25 protein-coding genes are annotated in these 19,347 nt (G+C 55.4%); 1 reads left to right on the plus strand and 24 read right to left on the minus strand.

Translation table 11 applies throughout. The annotated features are described in order from the left end of the window. Positions 1-61 precede the first annotated feature (61 nt). From LOC67_RS23435 to LOC67_RS23525, 19 genes are all read right to left on the minus strand, one after another. The gene (locus tag LOC67_RS23435; RefSeq protein ID WP_230265270.1) at positions 62-373 is read right to left on the minus strand and encodes a hypothetical protein; all 312 of its coding nucleotides are present in this window, start codon (positions 371-373) and stop codon (positions 62-64) included. Between the two features lie 75 nt (positions 374-448). Then, the gene (locus tag LOC67_RS23440) at positions 449-2,110 is read right to left on the minus strand and encodes a phage portal protein (protein WP_230265271.1); all 1,662 of its coding nucleotides are present in this window, start codon (positions 2,108-2,110) and stop codon (positions 449-451) included. A 56-nt stretch (positions 2,111-2,166) separates the two neighbouring features. Further along, positions 2,167-2,400 (minus strand): hypothetical protein, encoded by a 234-nt coding sequence (locus tag LOC67_RS23445; RefSeq protein WP_230265272.1) that lies wholly within the window; start codon positions 2,398-2,400, stop codon positions 2,167-2,169. Positions 2,401-2,474: 74 nt separating this feature from the next. Then, the gene (locus LOC67_RS23450) at positions 2,475-3,686 is read right to left on the minus strand and encodes a metallophosphoesterase family protein (protein ID WP_230265273.1); all 1,212 of its coding nucleotides are present in this window, start codon (positions 3,684-3,686) and stop codon (positions 2,475-2,477) included. Beyond that, complete coding sequence (locus LOC67_RS23455) at positions 3,671-3,892, minus strand: hypothetical protein (RefSeq protein ID WP_230265274.1); 222 nt, start codon at positions 3,890-3,892, stop codon at positions 3,671-3,673. Before LOC67_RS23455 ends, LOC67_RS23450 begins: the two co-directional genes overlap by 16 nt. Positions 3,893-3,894: 2 nt before the next feature. Next, a complete protein-coding gene (locus LOC67_RS23460) occupies positions 3,895-5,862 on the minus strand; it encodes a terminase gpA endonuclease subunit (protein WP_230265275.1) in 1,968 nt (655 codons plus the stop codon). Between the two features lie 29 nt (positions 5,863-5,891). After that, positions 5,892-6,380: a hypothetical protein gene (locus LOC67_RS23465; RefSeq protein WP_230265276.1), complete on the minus strand. Its 489-nt coding sequence runs from the start codon at positions 6,378-6,380 to the stop codon at positions 5,892-5,894. Beyond that, positions 6,380-7,105 (minus strand): hypothetical protein, encoded by a 726-nt coding sequence (locus LOC67_RS23470; RefSeq protein WP_230265277.1) that lies wholly within the window; start codon positions 7,103-7,105, stop codon positions 6,380-6,382. Before LOC67_RS23470 ends, LOC67_RS23465 begins: the two co-directional genes overlap by 1 nt. Positions 7,106-7,154: 49 nt before the next feature. Further along, on the minus strand, positions 7,155-7,571 hold the full coding sequence (locus LOC67_RS23475) for a hypothetical protein (protein WP_230265278.1): 417 nt from the start codon (positions 7,569-7,571) through the stop codon (positions 7,155-7,157). A 5-nt stretch (positions 7,572-7,576) separates the two neighbouring features. Beyond that, positions 7,577-8,530 carry a hypothetical protein gene (locus tag LOC67_RS23480; protein ID WP_230265279.1) on the minus strand — a complete coding sequence of 318 codons (954 nt, stop codon included), beginning with the start codon at positions 8,528-8,530 and terminating at the stop codon, positions 7,577-7,579. Between the two features lie 5 nt (positions 8,531-8,535). Then, complete coding sequence (locus tag LOC67_RS23485; RefSeq protein ID WP_230265280.1) at positions 8,536-8,814, minus strand: hypothetical protein; 279 nt, start codon at positions 8,812-8,814, stop codon at positions 8,536-8,538. 1 nt (position 8,815) lies between these two features. Beyond that, positions 8,816-9,145: a hypothetical protein gene (locus LOC67_RS23490; protein WP_230265281.1), complete on the minus strand. Its 330-nt coding sequence runs from the start codon at positions 9,143-9,145 to the stop codon at positions 8,816-8,818. Between the two features lie 50 nt (positions 9,146-9,195). Continuing rightward, complete coding sequence (locus LOC67_RS23495) at positions 9,196-9,732, minus strand: hypothetical protein (protein WP_230265282.1); 537 nt, start codon at positions 9,730-9,732, stop codon at positions 9,196-9,198. 402 nt (positions 9,733-10,134) lie between these two features. After that, positions 10,135-10,536, minus strand: a complete 402-nt coding sequence (locus tag LOC67_RS23500; RefSeq protein ID WP_230265283.1) for a hypothetical protein — start codon at positions 10,534-10,536, stop codon at positions 10,135-10,137. A gap of 41 nt (positions 10,537-10,577) precedes the next feature. Beyond that, positions 10,578-11,366 (minus strand): hypothetical protein, encoded by a 789-nt coding sequence (locus LOC67_RS23505; RefSeq protein ID WP_230265284.1) that lies wholly within the window; start codon positions 11,364-11,366, stop codon positions 10,578-10,580. Next, on the minus strand, positions 11,366-12,013 hold the full coding sequence (locus LOC67_RS23510) for a hypothetical protein (RefSeq protein WP_230265285.1): 648 nt from the start codon (positions 12,011-12,013) through the stop codon (positions 11,366-11,368). The genes LOC67_RS23505 and LOC67_RS23510 overlap by 1 nt, the downstream gene beginning before the upstream one ends. Positions 12,014-12,057: 44 nt before the next feature. After that, positions 12,058-12,681: a hypothetical protein gene (locus tag LOC67_RS23515; RefSeq protein ID WP_230265286.1), complete on the minus strand. Its 624-nt coding sequence runs from the start codon at positions 12,679-12,681 to the stop codon at positions 12,058-12,060. An 83-nt stretch (positions 12,682-12,764) separates the two neighbouring features. Then, complete coding sequence (locus LOC67_RS23520; RefSeq protein ID WP_230265287.1) at positions 12,765-13,292, minus strand: hypothetical protein; 528 nt, start codon at positions 13,290-13,292, stop codon at positions 12,765-12,767. Positions 13,293-13,343: 51 nt separating this feature from the next. Continuing rightward, a complete protein-coding gene (locus LOC67_RS23525; RefSeq protein WP_230265288.1) occupies positions 13,344-13,961 on the minus strand; it encodes a hypothetical protein in 618 nt (205 codons plus the stop codon). Between LOC67_RS23525 and LOC67_RS23530 the strand changes: the two genes are divergently transcribed. Beyond that, positions 13,960-14,301, plus strand: coding sequence for a hypothetical protein (locus tag LOC67_RS23530; protein WP_230265289.1), 342 nt, complete (start codon positions 13,960-13,962; stop codon positions 14,299-14,301). The genes LOC67_RS23525 and LOC67_RS23530 overlap by 2 nt on opposite strands. On the opposite strand, the gene LOC67_RS23535 is transcribed toward LOC67_RS23530, so the two are convergent. The 5 genes from LOC67_RS23535 to LOC67_RS23555 are packed head-to-tail and all read right to left on the minus strand — an operon-like array spanning position 14,253 to position 19,230. Next, entirely contained in the window at positions 14,253-14,651 is a 399-nt protein-coding gene (locus tag LOC67_RS23535) for a hypothetical protein (RefSeq protein WP_230265290.1), read from the minus strand. The genes LOC67_RS23530 and LOC67_RS23535 overlap by 49 nt on opposite strands. Before the next feature lie 26 nt (positions 14,652-14,677). Further along, positions 14,678-16,945, minus strand: a complete 2,268-nt coding sequence (locus LOC67_RS23540; protein WP_230265291.1) for a DUF3987 domain-containing protein — start codon at positions 16,943-16,945, stop codon at positions 14,678-14,680. Positions 16,946-16,985: 40 nt separating this feature from the next. After that, on the minus strand, positions 16,986-17,318 hold the full coding sequence (locus LOC67_RS23545) for a hypothetical protein (protein WP_230265292.1): 333 nt from the start codon (positions 17,316-17,318) through the stop codon (positions 16,986-16,988). Then, positions 17,315-17,494 (minus strand): hypothetical protein, encoded by a 180-nt coding sequence (locus tag LOC67_RS23550; RefSeq protein WP_230265293.1) that lies wholly within the window; start codon positions 17,492-17,494, stop codon positions 17,315-17,317. Before LOC67_RS23550 ends, LOC67_RS23545 begins: the two co-directional genes overlap by 4 nt. 17 nt (positions 17,495-17,511) lie before the next feature. Continuing rightward, the gene (locus LOC67_RS23555; RefSeq protein ID WP_230265294.1) at positions 17,512-19,230 is read right to left on the minus strand and encodes a DEAD/DEAH box helicase; all 1,719 of its coding nucleotides are present in this window, start codon (positions 19,228-19,230) and stop codon (positions 17,512-17,514) included. Between the last annotated feature and the right edge of the window lie 117 nt (positions 19,231-19,347).

Genomic DNA, 19,347 nt, shown 5'->3' on the forward strand with positions numbered 1-19,347 from the left:
GCGTTGATGGCTAAGATCGCGGTCAGACCGGTCGTGTAGCACATCGTTGCGATCCAGATGATCAGGATGTCTGTTCGGCTGACTGGTTGTTTGAGCCAGCGTGTTCGGCTAGGCATTCCTGCGCCTCGTCAGTTAGCTTGGTGATGAACCGATTAAGCACTGGTGCGATCGCGTCATTCAAATCGCAAGCAAGGCCATCAAGCTCAGAGTCCGTCAGTGACGTATTGATCGCCTTCATGAGTCGGCAACCAAGCTCTTTGCTGTGTGTTTTGCCGACCGTGATAAACTCGATCATCTCGATCGATTCAGCGGACTGCAGGCAGCGAGCGGCTTTAGTGATTGACATAAGTTCTTGCTTGATCTGCTTTGGCATTACCGCTTTCGTCCGGTCTTGAAACCGAAGTACAGCGCGGTGACGATCCAGCGAAGAATCATCGTGAATGGGTTGCTACTTGGAATCATTCTCGCTGTCACTCTCGTCGTCATCTTCGTTGTCTTTTGGGGCATCCTTGCCCCGTGCCTTCACGGCATCCTTGCCGTCATCTTCGCCTTCGCCGGGCATGGGTAGTCCCAGTTTCGTGCGTGCATCCATTTCGTCCTTCTCGCGGGCGAGACGCAGGTCTGTTTCCTTGCGGATCTCACGGTCACGCTGCGTTAGGACGTCTTCCCAGTCTTGGTTGTGCTCCGCGTGGATCTCAGCCAGGGTTTCCTGGTTGCTTTCCACCGCGTCCCGGTGAGCTTCGATTTCCTTGTTCGGGTCGATCGCACCGAAGGACTGACCGCCCCAAGCGTGATCTTCAAACAAGTGCGGTGCTGCGATGTAAGCCAGTCGCGAAACGATCCCGTCGAGATGCCCAAAGAAGAAGGCAGCTGCGACAAGTCGACGCCAGAGCGGATTACAAAACTGCTCCACGATTGGCTGGCGACGGATCTCGAAACTGAGCTTTCCGTCGAGCATCGCCAGTCGGCCAGACGAATAAGTTGTGCGGTGAAAGTTCTTCGCCAGGATCTCGTAAGGAAAGTTCAGCGCCGCGGATACCGCACGCAAACCTGCCTCGATAAACGGCGCGAAAGTCGAACCTGGACGCGATGGATCGATCTTGGTGATCTCGCCGTCTTCATCGACGTACTCGATCATGCCTGGATAGATGTCTTCCAGTCGCCGACCTTCACTGTCGGTGTCACCCGACCAGTTCTGTTCGGCAACGGACATAGGTCCGCCAGACTTCTTGCTGGTCTTGATGATCAAACCGAAGCAAGCTTCGATCTGCTTGGCGACTAACTCAGCTTCGTGAAAGTCGTCGAGATCTTTCAGCAGTGCGAACGCAGCACATAGCCACGGTACACCGCGTGATTGTTCCGGCAGCAAAGCTTCGAAGACATGAACGATCTGTTCATTGCCCGCTTTGTCGTAACGCCGGATAAATTCGTATTTTGGCTTGATCGCGTCATAGCGTTTGCCTTTGACACGGACGTAGTAGCCGATGATCTGGTCGGTCTTCGCGTGGTAGCGAATCCCCATCCGAACATTCTCATCGCGTGCAAACTCCGCTGGAGTCTCGACGCGCATCGGATCGATCAATTCGACCGTCAGGCCGATTGGGCCTTTGGCTGGTGCTTCACGGAAGACAGCGAACGCTTCACCGAATGTCGCGACGTCGCGTGCAACCATCCGCTGAGTCGCACCGAGGGAATGCCTGCGACGACGATCAACGCCATGCATGCTCCATCGTCGGCAAACGTCTTTCAGTTTCAGGTTGATCTGATCGGCAGTTTTCGCGTCGAACAGTTCGCACTCCGTGACTTTGGGGCGGCACGATAAGCCGACGCCAATCTCGTGTGCGATACGTGCTTCGATAGCACCGTGTGCGTGTGGACTGGTCTGGAACAGTTCTCGCGATCGCCACTGCGTATCATTCAGTGACATTTCAAGTTGTTCATCAGCAGTCAACCGGTTATTCAGATACCGGTGATCCCGCGTGTCATTAGACGCCACGGATGGATGCCCGAACGAACCGGACGACAGCTGTGCCAATCGCTTGGTGACAATGTCACCCTTGGCGCGAGCAGCCATTCGTCGCATGCCACGTTCAGGCGCTAGTTGGTACATCGCGTGATCAATCGCGCGACCTACCCGTCCCAAGACTCCTTCTCGCTTTACTTTCTTCACCGTCGCGTCCTCGCACGGTTTCGTGGGCGTTTTCCTGCAGCCCGATCAAGTTCAAGCAAGCATTGGCTGATCTCCGCGTTTAGAGCTTCGAGCATCTTGAGATGGTCAACGAACTTCACCTTCTTGCCACGGATCTCGTATTCCAGAACGGGCGATCCGCCAGTGCTGATCTGAGTGATCAGGTTGGCTTTCGCTGTCTGCAGGGCGGTAAGAAGTTCTGATGTTGTCATTGCAACGGATACTAAGGCGTTACAAGACGGATGCCCGCGTGGACGTACTATCTATAGTACGCAGCGATGGTTTTTTATTTGCTGGCTAGCGATAGAGACTCGATCTCATCAACCGTGACGGTGGTTCGGTCGCGGATTCCGTAGACGGGGTCGATCACAATCGAGTCCATCGTACGATTCGATGTGTACCGTTCAGCTGCGTGCGCATCGTTGGCAGCGATCGTTGTAAATGACTCGTGACTGTACCATCCGAATCGCTTCACAGTTTCATGGTGGATGTGACCAGTCCACCAGTAGCATCGCGAGCATTCACCGACGTCAGTCCTTCGGTGCTCCATCATCTTGTCACCCAGGTCTTGTGGCTTAGCCAAGTGACCGTGCGTCATGCCGATCAGGTTGTTTCCGAATCGGTGATAGACGTAGTCGCATTCTGGGTTAACGATTGTGACGCGATTGTTCTTGGCGAACGCTCGCTGCAGTGTCCTGCCCAGCATGTAAGCCACGTACATGTCGTGATTGCCACGGACGTTGTAAACGGTGACATGCTTATGCTTCTTGAGCGCCGCCTGGATGGTCGAGACGTACAGTTCTTCACCGATCCGAACCACCCGTTTCCACCGCGTATCGACGTCCAGGCGGTTCTTGCCGCGCGGCGTTTCGTTCGTCTCGTCGGTCATGTGCAGGTAATCGCCGAGCTGCGCGATGATCGCCGATTCGGTGTCGGGGGTCCGCTCCATCAGCAGCTGCATCGCGCCGCCGAGGATTCGCCGAGCGATCTCGCAATCGTAGTCGCCCCCGGTTTCCGCTTTCCACGCATACATCCCCAGGTGCAGATCCGCGATGACGTATGCCGCAAGTCGATCACTGATTGCCTTGCGCCGCGGTGCAGCGATCGTTGGCAGTGGCTTGAACCCTTGGGTGATGTTGTCGGCCAGTTCACGGGCAACCAGCTGCAGCTTCTCTCGATCGGGTTCCGCTCGCGCCCAAACCTTCTCGATGCCATCGCTGCCGAGCTGCACTGTCATTTTGCCGAGGGTGTGCGTCTGCTGCGGTACAGCGTCTCGCAGATCCATCCGCTCGGTCAATCCTTTGCTTGCTGCAGTCGCCCTTACGCGACCGATATGATGAGCGATCGTGTTCTTGCCAACGCCAAGCAGCTTTGCCGCCTTCCGCTGACTGCCCTCTGACATCATCGCCCTGATGACTTGGGTCTGCTTCGGTGTCTCGCAGTAATCCAGCAGGTTTGCGATGCTGCTGGATTCGTCCTGGTTTAGGCTGATTGACACTGTTGCTCCTTGCGTGATGTCCAGCTGTCGCACATCGCGGATCGCACCGGCGCGATCTCCAGTGGCAGCACTTGTTTTTCCGGTCGGTGATCACAGTTACTGCATCGCCGATAGCGAGTGCGAACACGAAGCTTTTGGTTGGCTCGTGTCGCGTAGACTTGGATGACACCTGTCCCGCAAACGGGGCAGCGACTTGACTGTGACATGGTTACCTGCCTCGAACGAATCGTCGGCGCTGTGAAGGCTTGCGGACAAACGAACGTCGCTTGGGTTCATTGCGATCAACAATCTTTCGCTCTGGTTCCCGACGTTCTTCTTGCTGCCGTTCCTTGGCTACTGCTACTTGACGCTGTCGACGTTCCATGTCTTCTGCGGTTGCTTTGGGGAAGTTTCGTTTTTCGGCGACACGTTCCCAGTTCCCGTTGACATAGCTTTCCGCATTGCATCGTGCGTATCGGAAGCAGTCGCGGAAGTCGACCGGAATGGTGCTTTCGTCAAGACGAACCCACAATCCCTTCTCGGGGTTGAACGCTTCGTTCAGCAGCTGCGAGAACAAGTCCTCGTCAGTTGCTACGTGCTCGTGAATGACAATCGAATGGAAACTGCCTGAAGCTCGTCGAGCGATGCAGTTATCCAGCCATTCCTGCGTCATGGTTGTGTTGACCTGAGTCAACCGCAGCCCAGGGATACTAAGGCCAGAAAACTTCTTGCCGACGTTTTTATCCTTGTCGATGTCAACATTCTTGAAATACTGCATCTGCAAGCTGCCGGGTTTCATCCCCATCGAAGGCCAGACAAACGGTCCACGCTCGCTGTTCAGCGCCATGCAGTTGTCGATGACTTCGTCTTTCCTGTTACCGTCCTTGGAGTCGATGGTCGTCATCTTCGCCTGGATTGGCGGACCCCCATCTTCATGGCGGTATGTCCTGAAGATCCATTCTGCGACGTCTTCCCAGCACTTGGCGATCCCGTGCCGGATCAGGTAAGCGATCTTTTGGTTGTCCCATCCGAACGTCGTGCAAACGAAGTGGTCGTCCTGAACGTCGACTGAGCATGTCAGGAAAACACACTGCTCTGGGACGCAGCCATATTCCCACTTGCCTGTGCAGAGCCTTGCCGCAAGCTGCATCCAAGTCATCTTGACTTTCAGCGGCGTGAACGTCGTTCCTTCCCAGTTGTTCAGGAAAGACTGTTCGCCTTCTTTGCCGAAGCAGGTTGCATAGGCGCGGGCATACTTTGCGAACGTGAATGTCGCGCCGTACATCCGCGACAAGTTGAATGATTCATCCGGTCCCGCGTTGACGGGCGTGCCTTCAAGCTTGCCGTTGACGACATACTCACCAGGGGCAACCCAGATACCGCGACGCACCTGTGGTCGTCGATGTTCCTCGCCCCATTCCTGATTGCATGTCGGACAGATGAAGCGAGCTGTCGTTGCCGCCAGGTTTCCGGTCGCTTCGCCGTTTTTGTCGCGGTCCCAGTACAGGCCGCCCTTCGACAAGTTCTTCCAGTCGGCGACGAACAGCGGGTGGAAGGCTCCGCACTTCGGACATGGAATGTGGAAGAACCGATTCGTTGCTGATTCGACAAACCTGCTGATACGACACACACCGGTAACCGTTGGTGTCGATTCCGCAAACAGTTTCCGACCGGGGATCTCCGCCCCACGTTCCATCGCCAGCTCGAGCGGGTCCGCTTCTTCGCTGTTGTTCTTCGTCCACTTTGACGCCTCAAGTAGGTTGACGTATCGCGGGTCGATGTCACCGAGTGTTGTCGGTGATCCAGACCATCCGCCGTAGATGATGTACCGAGGACACTTAACCTTCTTTGCATTGCGGCGATGCACCGGGGGGCAGTAGCTGCGTGTCTTCGGTGACTTTTCCAGCATCGAGAAGTATCGATCGCCGATGGTTTTCATCAGCAACCCTTCGGTCGGACATCCGATCATGCCGACATCGGGGTCCATGTCTTGCGCTGCTTGATGCATCGCGAGACTGATCTCTGTCTTGCCGAGTCGAGATCCGGCGCGAAAGAACATTCGCTCCACATCGGGCTTATCCCAGATGTCGCAGATACCTTCGCACCAGGGAAACAGGTCGCCGTTGAAGGGATCGCCTTTGTGAGTCACCGCGTATTGTGTGACCCAATCCCAAGTTCGCATCTTCTCTGGTGGCAACCAGGAATCGGTGACGGACTTCGAAAGAACTAAAGTTCCTTGATTTCCGAAACAGTCGCTGCTTTGTTCGCCATCCACCTTAGCCAGATCTCCAGCTGCTTAATGCATTCTTCGCGGATTGCCGGGCGAAGATGCTCGGGGAATCCCATCGGTAGCGTCTCGGGGATCTTCAGCAACTTGCGTCGTCCTTCCGTGAACAGTGATGTCAGATACAGTTCGACTTCGCTGATGTGAACGACGTCTTCTGTCTTTTTGAGTTGGTCGTGCTCTTTGATCGCCGCTTCAGCACGACGCTTTCGAACATCAGCCATAAGCAGCTCGATCTCCAGCTGCTCCTTGGTCAGGTTGCGTTCTGGCTGCTTCTCGCGATTCTCCGCTCGCCATGCGGCGATCGCATCAAGATCGAAACGGTCATTGTCCTGTTTGCCGGGACAACCATCCGCCAGCCACTCCGCAACAGTCCGCCGATTGACACCGAAGTGTTTGGCGACTTCTTGCTGTGTGCCTGCGGTCTTCATTAACTGCTCGCAACAATGTCAGTCCATGATTCGATCAATCGCAATGGGCCGGACTGGTGAGTACAGACTAGACCGTCGCTGTCGACGACTTCCGCGTCATAGGCATAGGTTCCCGCATCCGCTGCCGATGTGACTGATCGCGGCGCTTGGATGCGAAGCTTAATGGCGCCATTGACATCGACGACCGAAGCATTCGCAGAAACAGACACCGACTTGTCAGTGTTGGCGAACTTGCAGTACGCAGTGTCACCGGCTTGTGCGGTCGATCCCGAGATGTCGATGTCAATCTGCCGATTGTTCGTGACAACGTAGTCATCGCCGCGAACCCAAGTGATCTCGCCCGATTCTGAATCGTACGATGGATCAGATTCGATAACGCTGGTGTACGTGATCTGGTCGCCGGATGCCGTCGCGTAAATGACGCCTTCTTGTGGCTTGCCGTCTGCGTACGTCAGCTGGATCATTGTGAATGATCCATCGACCACCCAGCTGTCGGGCGGACAGAATTGATAGATGTTTGATGTGACTTGCACAAACGAGTTGGCGACGTATGCGCCGAGAGTTCCCTCGACCAGCGTGACCGTCGTGAACGCACTGTCACCGGGCTGGATGTACTTGATCACCAAGTCGGTGTCGTCATACTCGACGTCCTCAATGGGATCGTTGCTGTCATCCACCAACTTGATGAACAAAATCAGCTCGGTAGCGTCTCGATCTACTTGCATGTCGCCAGTCTCGTTTGCGGTGTCTCTCGTGTTATCCGGCAGTCAACGATTAGCTGACTGCGGTCGTGTCACGAATACTAAGGCTGTGCGCGTTCAATGTTCGCGTAACTTCGCTGGTTGCCACGGTCGCGGTCGCACCGAGATCCAGAAGGTGCAGGACTTTCGTGTTGGCAACGTCCAGCCATGCGGCATGGGTCGCATCACCGTCTTGCAAGATCCCGACCGCCTGAGCGGACAGTGTCAACTTGCGTCCATCGGTGTCGTCATCGCCAAGCGTGAAGTCGCTTGAATCGACCGTGACTTCGCCAAGCTTCTTGCCACTGCCGGTTCCCAGTTCGGTGTTAGCATCGCTGTACCCACCGGTTCCGATCGTGACGGCAGCTGAAAGCAGAACCACCTTGGTCACGTTGTCTTGAATTAATTCCAGCGCCGCATCGCGTACGCTGTCGTCTGATGCTTTTGTCATTGCTGCTACTCGATAAACAGACCGCGAGATGTGAAGAACAAGCCACGTTGCGGCGATACGATGGCTGCTGTTGAAACGATGGTCACCGATGATGCTTCAAGCACCATCTGAGAGTTTGTTGCTGAGATGGCGGCGTAGGATGAAGCACTGCTCGCCTGCATCAACATCGCGGTGTCATTTGGAACCAGCGATGGATACGAGTTTGGCGACGAAGCTTGCATCAGCATCACAGCTGACTCTGCTTCGATCAGCGGATAGCCGATCACCGCAGATTCGGACTGCATCAGGATCTGGCAGTCACTGCCCTGGATGATCGACTGGATCGATCCGGTTTCAGCTTCCATTGCAAGCTGAGCCGAGTTCGCAATGATCGCAGCTGCGGCTACAGTCGCCTGCGATGCCTGCATGAGCATCTGCGAGCTGTCAGCATCGATTGCACCTGCAGCTGCAACAGTAATGTCGATCGATGGCTTGTCGGTCGTGTTGTTCGCTGAGTAAAACTGGTTGTAGGACCCAGAGAGGCGAGTGAAGATAAGCGTGAACGTGCCGTCAAAACCAGACTGCGCAGCCAGTTCTTCAATGATCGGCGACAGGTCATCTGTTGTAATTGGCGTACCAACAACCAGCCCTGTAGGCGACCAATCGACGTATGCCGTGGTTAGGTTGGATAGCGCGGTTGTGTACTCGCCTGACGTCGCTGGTGCAGATTCAGAAGCAACCTTGTGACCGTAGATTCGGTAGACATTGTCCTGTGCGGGCGGGTCAAGTGCTGGAGTGATCGTTGCTGCAGCAGATGAAATGCTGTCCGATTCACTCAACCCTGCGCTAGCATCGAACACGAGCGTGAACTCATAGGTCTTCGATGCAAACGAGTTGTACCCGCCGTACAGCAGGTTCCCGAAAATTACAGATCCGGTCGTGAAAGTTGCGTCTGCTACATCGCCGGTATAAGTCGCCATCTAACCTACTCGTCCTTCATTGGGTCTTTGCCGCTTCGGATACGCTCGATCACGACCAGCTGCTGCACGACGTCTTTCAAGTCGGACAGGATGACACGGATGTCGCCCCATTCCTTGCGATCCTCATTGCGATCGGCCTTGATGCATGCAAGCGCCGTTTCAAGTCGAGCATCAAGGTTTTCGATACGCTCGCTGTTCCGTACAGAACGGAATGCAAGCGTGATGATGGGTCCGCCGATCATGACAATCAGGATCGCGGCTTGAATGATGTCTGCAGCGTCCAAGCTACTTCACTACCTCGCGCAGAAGTGCGCCAAAGATTGCTGAGAGAATCAGCGAACCGAGCATCCAAAGAATCTTGTTGATACCCTGGACCTTGCTTTCGATGATGGCCATTCGAGATTGACCATCTTTGATCCGGTTGTCATCCGACAAGATCGAAGCATCACGCATCGACTGCAGATCGTACCGGCGCAGTTCGCCTTCGAGAGATTGGATCCGACTGGCAATGCCGGGCGTGGTAGCGTCCATGCTACCCTGGATCTGCTCGACAATATCGCGTTGGTGCTGTTCGAACCTGTCTTCCAGCTCCGCGAGCCTTGATTCGACGTCCATGTCGAATTGCTTCCTTCAAAAAGAGAGTGAGAAAAGATTACCGCGAAGAGTTAGACCTGTTCGCAGCAGCAGGGGCTTGTGGAACGAATGGCAATTCCGATTTCGAAGAAACCTTCGTCCTCGTCGTCTTCATCTTCATCTTCGCCTTCGTCATCCCACTCGTCGTCGTCGTCGCATTCGTCATCGTCTTCGTCGACAAGCACAACATCTTCTGGTTCGTCGTCGACAATCAGCTCATCGCCGAACACGATGCCCATTGCACTAGCGATCTGGTTGTAGGTCGCCTCAAGTTTACGTTTCTGCGATTTGACTTCGTCGAGTGCGTTGCAGAGATGTACGTTTTCTAGGCGCAAGCCATCCAGCCTGTCGTGCAGTTCGTTGCGTTCACGGATCAATGCAAGGAGGGATGCGCGAGTGTCGATGCAGTCATTGCGAGACTCTTCCAGCATCCTGCGTGCTGATGCATAAGAATCTTGATGCTCGCGACACTCTGTCTCAGCGCGAAACTTCGCGATCGCAAAGTGGATGATCGCGGAGATTGCGAACAGGAATGCGAATAGGTGGCAGTAGTCGTTGAAAGATTCCATTAGGACTTTGGTTTGCGTGGTAAGGGTGGAAGTGAGTGAATGAAACCGGCGAGCCTAGTAAGGACAGTTCGGGCCGTTGCACGGTTGGCGGAAGTTTGGCAGTCGGTATGGCTTGGGATCGCTGCCGAGCGATGGTTGTTGCCACGGTTGTTGCTGAGGTGCCATCTGCGGATACTGTTGCTGGGACTGCCCAGTGCAGTGCGGGCACTGCGGGCAAGCACATCCAGCGAACGACAGAGCGATGGCGGCGGTAACTGCAAAGAGTGCATGGAAACGGGTCATCTTCGGTTCTATTGCGAGGGGAAGTCAGTCAGAAGGGGAGCAGCCCGAGTCGAACGGGAAGGCGAACCTGCGGAACCTGTGCCGCTCTGCCCCCACCACACCACACCAGAGGGAACGCTACTATTCGTAGCTCTCCATGTATTCCAGGGCTTCACGCATGCGTGCCAGTGACTCAGTGCGGCGAGTCATCGACTTCTGCTCGTTCATCGCCTTGATCCATTCCTGAACGTCCCCCGCGTAAACGTGCGTCGGATCGTTCGGATCACAGCTAAGACCTTCCAACGCGATCGGTGATGCGACAGGAGGCGAACAAACGGTGGCAGGGATGCAGTGGTTTTGCGCGGGCTGATTGCAGTTGCATCCTTCATGCGGCAAGTCGACCGTGACTTGCTTCGGTTCCTTGTCACGACCGCCGTAGCGCCGCTTGCCCGCATTGCGAACAATCATGACGGCAACACCGATGACGACCAGGAAAAACAGCAGGACGGCGATGCCGCCAACGATCATTGGGATAGTGAGCATTGATTAAAATTGATTGTGGTGCGTAAGGTTACAGAGGCGGGCTAGTCGCGGTCGGTCACGGTTGCCGACCAGAGCGATGCACACCAGACGATGACTCCACCGAGAATCAGCGTAATGATGATCGCGGTGATCAAAGTCGCATTGCCGATGCTTGCCGATGCCTCGATCGGAATCGCGTTGTCTGGGACGACGATGTTCGGTCGAACATTAAATAGTCCGCCTCCGCTGTCGCCTCCGCGATTGAACAGCGGGCTAGGTCCGCGTGTCGGTGGACCGGTCGGATCATTTGGATTCGAAACCGGCGTGTAGGGCGGGGTGTTCGGCAGGATTGCATTGGCAAGCTGATCACTCGACATCGAATCGAATGGGTTTTGACCTGCCCTCGCAGCTGCGTCCAGAATCGCTGCTTGCGCCATATCGAACTTGCGTGCAAGCTGATACTCGTCGGTGGGAACCTGATTGCCGCTAAGCTTGCACCATGTTCCGCCTTTAGGACCGACAAGCGCGACAATCGGATAGCCACTGACGCCTTGGATCAGATCGCCGTGATGTTCACGAACGATGTCGTCCACACCGTAGTGTGTGCTGATCTCGGATACGCTCAACCAATCAAACAGCGGTTGAGTCCTTGGTTGCCGAAGCATCTGCTCCAGCTGCCCAGGCACCGGAACGGAAGATGATCCGAACCCGGTTTGGGGTCGCGGTGCATCAATCAAGATGACCGTGAATGGCTTGGTGCTTGCATCAACATTGCCACTGACTTCGACTTGTGCGAAGCTTGGCGTAGCGATGCAAAGCACCAGCAGGATTGAGTAAAGGACGCCACGCATTAGCGATTGCCCTCGCACCAACGACAGACGCCAGTATCCAAGTTCATGTCGCTTCCAAGGATCGCTTTACCGCACCGACCGCATTCTTGCATGCCGGTTTTCTTCTCGCTGAGCGGATCGATCGCGCCATAAGGACGACGATTCGGACAGGTCGGACACGGGGCAGGTTGGTAGTACGGTGAAGGACTTACAGGTTGCGGACTGTAGTACGGAACCTGCGGGCGCTGTGGGTAGTTGGGGATGTAGTACGGTGACGGTGGGTACTGCGGCTGGTTGTACTGCGGATAGCTAGGCCAGCTCTGTGGTACAGGGTTCACCGGGTATGGATAATAGGGAACAACCGGGCGGTAGTTCGGCGACGGGCGGTAAGCCATGTGTCCGCCGACAGCGTACTGCGCCGGTTGCTCCCCTGGACGAATCGGATGGTAGTGATTGCCACGGGCATCACGAACCAATCCAGTGCTATGTTCGTAAGAATCACCAGGGTTCAGCCACAGCGTTCCGTGCTGTCCATTCGGGTCCTTCGGGGTGACCCATGCAGATGCCTTCGCTTCGGTGCATCCCTCTGCACAGGCAGGATTGCATTCGCCAGCGAAACCGCAGACGGTGACGCAGGAAAGCAACAGGGCGACGAAAATTCCACGCATGTAAAACGCTCCAAAAAGTGGGAAGTGGTGAACGGAGTCAGTTGCTAGATTGCACGCGGGTAGGTTCGCGGTGCTACCGGATCGATCCAGGGCACCAGGGCGAAACCGCCAAAGTATTTCCACGTACGGATAAACAGCTGCTTCTCGACGACGATGTATTCGTCGCGGAAGTTGTTGTCGAGCAAGATTGCGCACTCGCGACCGCCTACATTCGCGAAGCTGATGAAATTGATGCAGTGCGACGGGTAGTAGAAAATGACCGCCACCCGGCGTGTCCGCGTTGCAGCTTCAAGAAGACCGACGTCAGCTGACTCGGTGGCGACGAACGGGATGTTCTGAGCGGCTAGTTTCGCTTTGATTCGCGATGCCGTTTCCGGCCCCTCATATCCGCGATCGCGGTTTGCGAACCAAACCGCTTCCAGGTCGTCGCGTGCAGCGGCGCGGAAGCAGTTGATCGTCGATGCGTGAACGCAGGAACCACCCGAGTCACCATCGACATCACGACCAACCCAGTTCTCCACGCGGATTCCAGCTGGCAAGTCTGCGACAGGAACGAGCTGCGCTCGATCTGGCAAGTAAGTCAGTTTCGGAACCCGAGTGGATCGGCATCCAGCAGTCGCAAGAAGCGCGACAGCAAGCGTTAGAATAAGTGGTTGGACAGTTCGCATGTGAAAGCGTGCCTAGTCTTGAACAGGACTGTTGACGCTGAATACTACGCACGCTCGCGAAGCTGTCTGGGGGTTTTCTTACTCTACAGGGCAATTTCCGCGAAGTGCTGCAGGAACAGCTGGCGAGCCTGCGGTGGACTGTAGAACTCGATACCAGGGCAGAACCGGGTTCCGTCACTACGTGATCGACCGAGTTCATCACACTCACCCCGATTGACTGCGGCAACAATTCGCTGGATGCAGTCGCGGTAGAGTTCAAAGTTCAGGCCGAACCGGATCTCAATTGCTGATTCGACAACGGTTTCGAAGTTGGTGAACTCGTCGGCGCGACTATTTAGCGAGTGATCGCTGATATAAGCTTGCGTTGATGCGTACAGCAGGCAGGCCAGTTGCCCCTTCCGGTCCAGGTCGTGCATCGCGGCAAGCTTTGCGCAGGATACGCTGTGCTCTGCAACGCTGTAGAATTGATCCAACTGACCGCCAAACATGCACTTATTCGACAGTGCGGTTGCGATGTCGCCGATGCTGATGATCAGTGGATCGGGATGCTCCAGATCCAAGAGGTTTCCGCTGACAGTGTGGATGCTCGGTCGTTCTGCAGTCGTGTTCATGTTGTCGCCTTTCGTGTGTGGTGTTGCTAGTAAATTCTGTTGCGTGACTCGTTAGGTCACGGCGGGGGTTTCCGCGTCCGAGAACGAGAAGATTTCATTGACTTCGCGATGCTGATTCGCCAGCTCGATGATCTTCGCGACCACGTCGTTCACCGTCACGCCAGGACCGTTGTCGATGACGTAGGTTGCGTCCACGCCTACTTCGCTGACATGATTTCCACGAATCCCGCCACGGTTTTGCAGACCGACTACGAATCCGTTTTCCTCAATGCAAGCCAGTTCGTTGTCAAACCGGACGTCGTCGCAGATCACGATTGGACAACTTTTGACGCTGTGCTTCCAGCTGTTGATCCAGAAGTCTGGATGCATGACCTGACGCCCCCATTCCGTCCCCAGGGTCTGCAGTGCATGCCGCACCGATCGACCGCTGAGTTCTTCTCGCGGCTGCTCCTTCTGTCCTTGCGTTCCGTACAGAACATCCTCCTGAACCCCGATCGCGTACAACATCGCTTTCATCGGATCGGCAAAGGCAATCCGCCACGAACCACCATGCGAGTGCATGGATAGCGTTTCCCGCAATGCCTCCCCGATAGTCGACTTTCCGCTGCCAGCTGGACCGGATAGACCGATCCACAATGGTTGCTCGGGGGTTGGTTCAAACTTCAACATGTCACGCTCCAGGGCGATGGGTTTTGATCATGGCGCGGTGGTTGGTTCCGTTGCGCTTTCGATCGAAGAAGAATTTCTCGACGCCTACTGCCCGCAATTTGGCAGCGAATTCGTTTCTGAGTCGGATGAAGGGAATCTGCCCTTCGCTCGCTACTCCGCGAATCTCGGCGATGCGACCGAGATCATGGAAGACAATCATCGCGGAAGCGGGGAACGGATCGACATTAGGGATCGATCCCGGTTTGAAGTGACGGACGATCGCAAACGTCGGCTCGATCGTGAACGTGTCCGTCAGGGTAGGTACAGGTCGATCTTCGTCGCTGGTCCGTTCTTCCGTTGACTCGCATCCTGCAGGCCGATCGCTGGCTCCAGAATCCATTTCGTCGAGTCGTCGACAAACCATCCGACTGCCACCAGGGCATCGACCAGCTGCTTGCTGTTGCCCCGCCAAAAGTTCACCGTGTCCCACAGCTGTTGCTTCGATTTCAGGATTCGAGTCATCACCAATCGAACCGGATGGTCGAATGGTTCCCGCTCCAACCCCTCCTTGATCAACAGCTTCTCGATCTGCTTGCGGACTGTGTCGCTCTTGTACCACTTGTGCCCCTGCCCCTTATTTCCGTTCGTCAGTTCCAGTGGGATGGTCACCGAAAGTAGTGGTTCGGTGTTCATCGAAAACGATTCTGCCATTCTTAGACTTTCCTTGTCAAGCCAGTTCAAGACTGTTTGGATCGTGCTTTTGCTTGTTTATCCAGCCAGCGCTGCAAAAGTTCATCAGAAAATTTGGAACGCTTAACATACGCGGTCACCGGTCGCTTTCCGCCGTACAGGACCTCCCAGAAGACCACCTGTCCGCTTTCGAACAACGTGTCGAGAACTTCTTCGCGTTCACGTTTCTTTAACCACTGAGTGCGGCGAGACAGCTGCGTTCGTGTTACCGGCTCATCAAGCATACGGAGGACACGCTTGGTGCGCTCTTCAGTTTCGTTTTCGACGACATGATCGAACACTTTCTTCTGCACCCTGCGAGTCAGCCAGTTGCTGATCGCGATCGCTCGATCGACGTCCTCGACTTCGATGCTGATGCAGTTGGTTTCTGGTTGTCGGCTAATCGCAAACAGCAATGCCAGCTTGCCAGCGCGGCCAGGCGCTCGTGACCACAGTGCGCGTGCCTGCTCGTCTTCATCGCGGTGCTTGTTGTGGATCTCTCGCATGTGATCCTCAAACCGCTTGCGAGCCTCCTGCGTATGAACAGCGACGATCGATGGCTCGCATGACTCTTCGTTCAACGGCGGGCGCTGATCCACCCACCACTTGATCGCATCAACTAGCGTGCCAAGTGGTTCGATACGCTCGGGCGACTTAGGCTCGACGTATCCTTCAGTGCTTTCGAATGGCATCAATCGACCGAGCAGACCGTCGCTAACATTCTCGGCAGTCAGTGAACCCCAGAATGATTCGGCAACGGTCGTGCCATAGATCACCGCGTGCGGTTGGTGGATCGTCTTCGTCTTACTCGTGTCGGCGTATGCATCACCAACCCATGTCTGACCGCTCGACGAATACAAGTGCATCAAGACAGACGCGATGTTGTATAGGTGTGTCGCGCGTGACGGGTTCTTCATTGTCTGCAGCAGTCGACCGACTTCATCGAGCTGGAACAGCTGCGATGGCTGCTCGCCAAGCACGCTGACAATCCCAGCATGTGAAGCGAACCGTTCAGGACCAAGTAGGTGTGCCGCATCGGCGCGACGCAACAGCTTCTTGTTCGTGGATCGCGCCTGTTCCTTGCCAGAACCAGACGGTGCCATGCCGATGATGTAGAGATTGGTTCGAGTGCCGTACATGTCCGTAACCTTCCGACCGGTGATCACTGACATCAGTGCAAGCGCACCAGCGAAAGCAAGCTCGGGCTGCGGATACATTGATGTCCGAAGCGTATAGTCGACGATGTGTCCAATGATTCCCTGATCCTGCATCGCCCATGTCGGCTGACTGGATTCGCTCATTCCACGGGCATCTGGTTCGGTTTCTTCGTCGATTCCGAACACCTTGATCGATAGCTCATTCTCTGGCGAAGGAATCTGCGGGACAGGCTCGATCGGTGCGATCGGCTCGACCGGTTGAACGCCAGGTTCTACGGGCGATCCTGCCACAAGTCGCGAGAAGTCGACGCCATGATCGCTGCCAGTGCTGAACTCCTTGACATGCTTGGTTTCCCTCGCTGTACCGTTGACAGCTGACGATTCGATTGTGCGAAGCAGCTCGCGCTCGTCGAGCGGATCTGGAAGCGACTGGTTCCACATCTTGACCAGCTCGACAACTTCATCGTTGCTTAGTCGCTGACCATGATCATCGATCGCACGCAGCGCACCAGATAATCGGAACGCAGCATTGTTCCGATGACTGATCGGGCGCTCGGCTTGATTGATGTAGTCAACACCGCGTGAATAGACGCTCGACCGATGACCGACCGTGTAATTGATCGGTGGCAGTGGCTCAGCAGGTTTCGATTGCTTTGGCTGTGATAAGTATTCCTTGCACAACCAATCGATCGCATCCTGACCGTCGCCGATCTCCATCTGCGATCCAAGCCAGTAGTCTTCGGTTACCGTCCAGAACCGAGCTTTGTCGTAGACTTCGAGGGCTTGTTTGCCATCTCCCATGCGTGCAACACACCTAGCCCCAGCCAGTTTAGATCCTCGTGTGAGGAATTTGATTCCTGTTCCGCTGGGGCTAATTTCACCGTACGCCACCGGGTTGAGTCGACGGACGATTGGCTTAGCCCAGTCTCGGAGGATGAGTTCCCCGTCAACTGTTTCAAGGCAATCATCGAGGTCAACGCCCGTGAGCGCATCCGATTCCTGAATGACAAACGCTTTGTATTCGAGTTCCGAGACTGCATCGTACGATTCAAATGTTGAAGGGTCATTGGTGCGTGCGTTCGCACCGTTAAGTTGCTTGGGGATCTTCGTGCCGTTCACGAGTTCCCATGTGATCCACTGTCGCAGACCGCGCAGATAGCTAGGCGTCAACTGAAACTAACCTCCAGACCTTGATCTCGCGTGCATGGTTTGACACCTTGGCGCTCTTGATTCGCTTTCCGGTGAATTGCCACTGACGACCACGGAACAGTGATCCAGCAGCTGGCCCTAGGTCGATCCCTCGGGCTACTAGGACGGCGCTGACTTTGTCTGCGTTCGTCTCTCGTTTTGGGTGTGCGATCGCCAATGCTTCGGCGATCTGTCGTGCCTCCAGCAGGAGCGGGAATTTGTCGCTCTTGTTGGCGGCTAATTGCATGCCACGCTCTTTGCGGTCCATGCTTGCGATGTAGTCGAGCAGTGGCTGTTGCTTCATGCTTCTACAAGCTCGACTTCACCCTCGGGCGCTTGCTTGACGCATGCCGTAACACGCTCTGTCTTTGGATCGATCCGGTCTTCATCGACCAGTCCGCCGATCGCATCATCAGGTGATTCTGCGTGCGTATACATCGACCGTGTCTTGCCCTTCATTCCGATTAGTGGTTGAACCACAACGCGGTACTTGATCATTAGAACGGTGGTGCCTCTTCGTCAAAGGGATCAGAAAACAATGAATTACTGACTTCGAATTGCGGCTCATCTGGCACTTCGCCGATGACCCACTGTGTTACGCGCTGATACCGACCATCCTTAATGGTTGTGATCGCCTGAGTGTCCGCGACGAACCCTTCGTCGAATCGCTCGATCGCCTCTTCGATCGTTTCGGGCGGGTCTGCCTTGGATCGCTGACGCCACCAGTCACGAGCCTTCTTGCCCGCGAACCCTTCATGCTCCAGGCAGATCCATTCGCTGATCCACTTCTCAGTTAGGTTGCCTGCCGATTCCGCATCTTCCGGCTGGCAGCAATAGTCAACGCGAAGAGATCGCGGCTCGTCATCGGATGCGCCACGTTTGCGATGAACAGCCCACCGGATCTCGGTCACTTCCCATCGCTCGGGCTTGATCTGTTCTTCTAGCACAGCTGCGTTCGTGTCCGCTTGTGCTTCGTGCTTGGTGTTTGATTCGGGTGGTGGAAACTGGAACCCACAGAAGCATTCACGCAGACCAGCTGGCACCATCTCGGTACACTGCGGACACTCCTTGACTGGCGCGTTCCCCATCGTGGCTTCACCCTTCTTGCCACGACGAACACCGAAGTCTTTCGAGTCGATAGGACCGTGACGCTCCAGGTTCTCGCCGTAGTCGAGTACCAAGCATTCAGACTTCTCGGGGTGCAGCCGAAGTCCGCGACCGATCATCTGTGCAAGCAGACCGGGCGAATCAGTTGCACGCAGAAGCGCAACGCAGTCGACACAGGGTGCGTCGAATCCGGTCGTCAGTACACCGACGTTGACAAGCCATCGGATCTCCCCTTCACGGAACGCCCGAATCGATGACTTGCGAAAGATCGGCTTGGTATCACCCGTGATCGTGTGAACGATCTCGCCGGTTTTTTCTTCGATGTAATCCGAGATGTGCTGTGCATGCTCGACGCCAGAAGCGAAGATAATGACATGCTTTCGACCGGAGCGATCGCAGTTTGCGATCAAGTCATCACAGGTGCTTGCGGTATGCTCATCAAACCGCAGCTGCATGTCACTGGCGACGAACTCACCGCGACGGATCGGCAGATCGCTTGTCTTGACAGACTGAACCGGTTCCGAAGTGATCGGGCACAAGTAGCCTTCTTTGATTAGCTGGCCGATCTGGATGTTGTAAGCAACGCCATCGAACAGCTCATCTGGACCGTAGATCAATCCAGTTGTCATCCGGTATGGTGTCGCAGTAAAACCGATGACGCGATGATTGGGTGACGTCTTGGACAGGTCATCGAACAGCTGGCGATACATTCCGTCGCCGGTCGCCGGAATCATGTGTGCTTCGTCTACAAGCACCAAGTCGATCTTGCCGAGATCGAACCCATGTTTGTAGACGGACTGCACGCCAGCAACGACGATATCGCCGGTCAGATCCTTCTGCCCCAAGCCAGCTGAATAGATTGTGACATCCGCATCAGGAACAAGCGTGCGGATCTTTTCAGAGTTCTGCTCCAGAAGTTCCTTGACATGCGCCACGACCAGGACACGCAGGCCAGCTTCATGCGCCGACTTGCAGATGTCAGCGATCATCAAGCTCTTGCCAGCGCCGGTTGGCGCGATGACAACGGGGTGTCCTTGTCGATGGCATAGGTATCCCCAGGTCGCATCAACAGCGTATTGTTGGTATGGTCGCAACACGTAGTGCGACATCGTTCCACGGGTTCCAGGCAATTCGCAATCTCCAGCAGTAAGTAAAAGCAGGCACCCAGGGAATCGAACCCTGCCACAAGCGTTTGGAGCGCTCGTCGCCACCTTGGTACATGGGCA

This window comes from Stieleria sp. JC731 (genome assembly GCF_020966635.1).
Classification (GTDB): domain Bacteria; phylum Planctomycetota; class Planctomycetia; order Pirellulales; family Pirellulaceae; genus Stieleria.